This is a genomic window from Vibrio splendidus 12E03, assembly GCF_000272105.2.
Classification (GTDB): domain Bacteria; phylum Pseudomonadota; class Gammaproteobacteria; order Enterobacterales; family Vibrionaceae; genus Vibrio; species Vibrio splendidus_I.
This window is the reverse complement of record NZ_AJZD02000315.1, coordinates 1-3,657: the sequence shown is the minus strand read 5'-3', so window position 1 is coordinate 3,657 and position 3,657 is coordinate 1. Positions and strand designations below refer to the sequence as shown.

The 3,657-nt window shown below is 40.7% G+C and carries 3 protein-coding genes; all 3 read left to right on the top strand.

Annotated elements, in window-relative coordinates:
• Positions 1 to 153 precede the first annotated feature (153 nt).
• Positions 154 to 1,848: a methyl-accepting chemotaxis protein gene (locus tag A142_RS20195; RefSeq protein ID WP_019823545.1), complete on the top strand. Its 1,695-nt coding sequence runs from the start codon at positions 154 to 156 to the stop codon at positions 1,846 to 1,848.
• Positions 1,845 to 2,219, top strand: coding sequence for a hypothetical protein (locus A142_RS20190; RefSeq protein WP_019823543.1), 375 nt, complete (start codon positions 1,845 to 1,847; stop codon positions 2,217 to 2,219). Before A142_RS20195 ends, A142_RS20190 begins: the two co-directional genes overlap by 4 nt.
• Positions 2,220 to 2,490: 271 nt before the next feature.
• Positions 2,491 to 3,390 carry a replication initiation protein gene (locus tag A142_RS20185; RefSeq protein ID WP_019823541.1) on the top strand — a complete coding sequence of 300 codons (900 nt, stop codon included), beginning with the start codon at positions 2,491 to 2,493 and terminating at the stop codon, positions 3,388 to 3,390.
• The last annotated feature ends 267 nt before the right edge of the window (positions 3,391 to 3,657 follow it).

Genomic DNA, 3,657 nt, shown 5'->3' with positions numbered 1-3,657 from the left:
GGAAAGGGGCGCTAACGCCCCCTTTACCCCCGTGTGATTTTATTCCTCTCATAGCTTTTACCGATATCTGAAACCGATATGTAGGACTGATATATGAAAGGGCAGTCCTCTCCACTCAAGTCTAACTCTGAGTAATTGGAGCTGAGAAGTTGGGTGTTAGCTCTAATTCCATACCTGTCTTTTTATGTCGTGGGTGATAGAATTGTTCCTTTTAATCTAAATCGAAAAAAAACGATGAAATCAATATCAACAAAGCTTCAATTAGTCCCATTCTTTTTTGCTATAGTTCTAATTTTTATCAATATTAATTCTGATCGCACTGCAAGTGAGGTGATGAAGGGCTTTAATTCTGTATATGAAGACAGAATTGTACCTTTATCTAATTTGAAAGCCATTTCAGATCTGTATGCAGTTAGTGTTATTGATGCTGCAAATAAGTTTAACGTAGGGATTTTCGAACGTGATGAGTTTGAATCTGGAATAGATAGTGCAATTAAGGAATCAGACCATATTCTTTCTAGGTATCTTCTTACGAGCTTGACGATTGAAGAGGAAGTTCTAGCCAAGGGATTGGCTGATAAAATTAACAACCTTAAGAGTAAAATCCCTCAAATTGTTAGCGATAACAAAAGTATGAAACTGAGCGATGATGAGATGATTGCTCAGTTATATTTACTTATTGATGATATGGGTATAGATATTCAATCTTTGCTTGACCTTCAATTGGATGTTTCCAAAAAGACTTTATTAGAGTCAGAGAATCAACTTGATTCAAATTCCTCTTTATCATGGTTTATTGTTGCACTTTCTGTCGTGTTGACTTCGATTTTTTCTTATTTTTTAGTTAAACGTGAATTGAAGAATTTGCCTTTTATTGTGAACAGGATTAGCTATCTTGAAAGTGGTGATTTGTCTCAATTTCAAATTAACAAAGGGAATAATGAGTTAGATACAATTTCAGAATCACTCTCTCGCCTGTCTTTGAAGCTGAACACTACTTTGGCAAAGGTTAGCTTCAGTATGTTAACTATTAATCAAAAACAAGATGAATCGATTAGACTGATTGAAGGGAATAGGAGTAACTCGCTAAATGAGTTGTCGGCAGTTGAGCAGATTGCTACAGCCTCAACAGAGCTATCCTCAACAGCAAGAGATGTCGCAGATAATGCACAAAGAGCGGAGCAATCCGCTATGGAAGCCAATGAGGTTATTCAACAAAGCCAGAGCTCCCTTGAAGATTCCATTGCTACTACTAAGAAGATATCTCAATCAATATCTGAAACTCAGATGGTTGTTAATGTGCTTAGAGAGCATTCAGAGCGCATTAGCAGCGTAGTTGATGTGATTAATAGTATATCAGAGCAAACGAACTTATTAGCTCTTAATGCTGCGATAGAGGCGGCTAGGGCTGGTGAGCACGGTCGTGGCTTTGCTGTTGTTGCTGATGAGGTCAGAGCGTTAGCTGGGAAAACTCAACAATCAACGATTGATATTCAAGAAATCATCGCTCAACTTCAGGAGCAATCAAAGCAAGCGGATGACTCTATGGGAAAAAATGTTGAGTTAATGGCTTTAACTCAATCTACGACCGAGGCTCTCACTCAATCGTTTCATGCCATATCAGAGAAGGTCGCAAGTATTTCAGATGTGAATTCCATTGTCGCTACCGCTTCTGAAGAGCAAAGCGCCGTGACAAATGATATATCCACTCAACTTGAGAATATGAGTGTCTTGGTTCAGCAAAATCTAGAGGGCATTGAGAGTTCTATAAAATCTAACGAGTCCGTAGTGGAAGTAACGAAAGAACTTAACAATGAACTGAGCTTTTTTAAGGTGGATAAGAAGTGAGTCTGAAAAAGTGTACATTTTGTTCACGAAGTGACGTAAAACTTATTTTGCTTGGTGCGAACAGAGCGTGTTCAAGTTGCATTGAAACCGCCTACCATTTGGTCAGTGTTGAGAAATTTTTACCGAAAAATCAGGTTGAAGAAGCTGTCTTATCATTAATTTTCTTTCTAGAGACGGATTTGGTCTTTACTCGACAAACCTTGAAATCTTTGACGCTGAATGATGATGTGCAGAATATCATTCAACAAAAAAGAGAAAGGTTAGATAGCATTGTGACTAATTATGAAGATGTTGATGAAAGGTACTTAAAGAAAATAGAGATTCTGCTTGGAGAGCACAGGAGCTTACTTAATCTATATGATTTAACGTAACGGCACTTAGTGCGAAGTGCAGTGTTTCGGTAGAACCATGATTTTTGAAAGGTCGCGATAGCGGCCTTTTTTGTGCCTGATAGCAAGAAAAGCGAAGGGAAATTGCGAAGTAAGGTATTGAGGAGTAAGATTAACTCTAGATAAAACAAAGCCCCGAATATCGTGCTAACTTGGCGGAAAGTCGATAATTCAGGGCTAAATGCTTAAGGTAATTTTAACACATGGATAGACAAACACAATCCACACATAACCGCCATAAGTGCAGTTATGTGTGAAAGCTGAACAATCAAACGCTGCTCAACTCGATCTAATCGAGACACTTCCTCATAAGCCGTATTGCACCGATGAACTCGGTGTCACTTACATACGCCCCAAAAGCACTGCGATTAAGAAAAAATATCTGCAAGTGAACCAACCGAAGTTGGTTACTTACCTTGTCTTTGATATTGATCGACAAGGTGGTGTGTTGGCTTGGTACGACAACGATCTTCCTACGCCATATTGGACAAGCAAAAACCCAGAAAATGCACACGCTCACATTGCTTATCGCTTGAAAGTTCCGTTCTGTACTTCTGACATCGCGCATAGTGAACCGATCCGCTACGCTGCTGCGATTGAATCCGCGATGATTGAGCGTCTGAAAGCGGATCGTGGATTCGCAGGGCTACTGACGAAAAACCCACTGCACCCACATTGGCAAAATGAGTTTTGGACAGAGTACGAATACACACTAGATGAACTGGCGGACTATCTCGATTTAAAAGGCCACCCGTTACGTGGTAGCGAAGTATCAGGTCTTGGTCGCAATTGTGAGTTGTTTGATACGGTTCGTCAGTGGAGCTACAAGGCTATTCGAGAGTTTTGGGCGCCTAACTACAAGCGCCAGTGGAATTCGGCTGTCTACGACCAAGTGGAAGCCATTAATTCTCAATTTAAAGTACCTTTGCCAGTTTCAGAGGTTAAAGCGATAGCGAAGTCGATCGCGAACTGGACATACCGTGAATTCACGCCTGAGAAGTTCCGTCAGAGCCAAGCTAAGAAAGGGGCGAAAGGCGGTAAAGCCTCAAAACGTAAGCCAGTGCGCGGCTCCGAGGCTCATAGTAAGCCTTGGGAGGTGCTCGGGATTCATAGAGCCACGTATTACCGAAAAAAAGCGAAAGGTCTACTTTAAAAAATGCGACTGGATAAGCCTTATCAGATATCAGCCCTTTTTAGGGCTGTTTTGCTTTCTAGCCTTAGCCTAATGCCTTTGGATTTTATTGTTCTATTCTCACCGCTCGGCGCAGTGTGTGAGTAAGCGAAGCGTTCGAACACCGAGCAAGCTGAAAGCCACCTAATGCCAATCTTTGGCACTGTCCCCGTATATATGCTTCTATTCTTCTTTAGTTCAATTTTTATGCTATTCTACTCACTCGCTTTTGTTTTAAGCCAGCATACA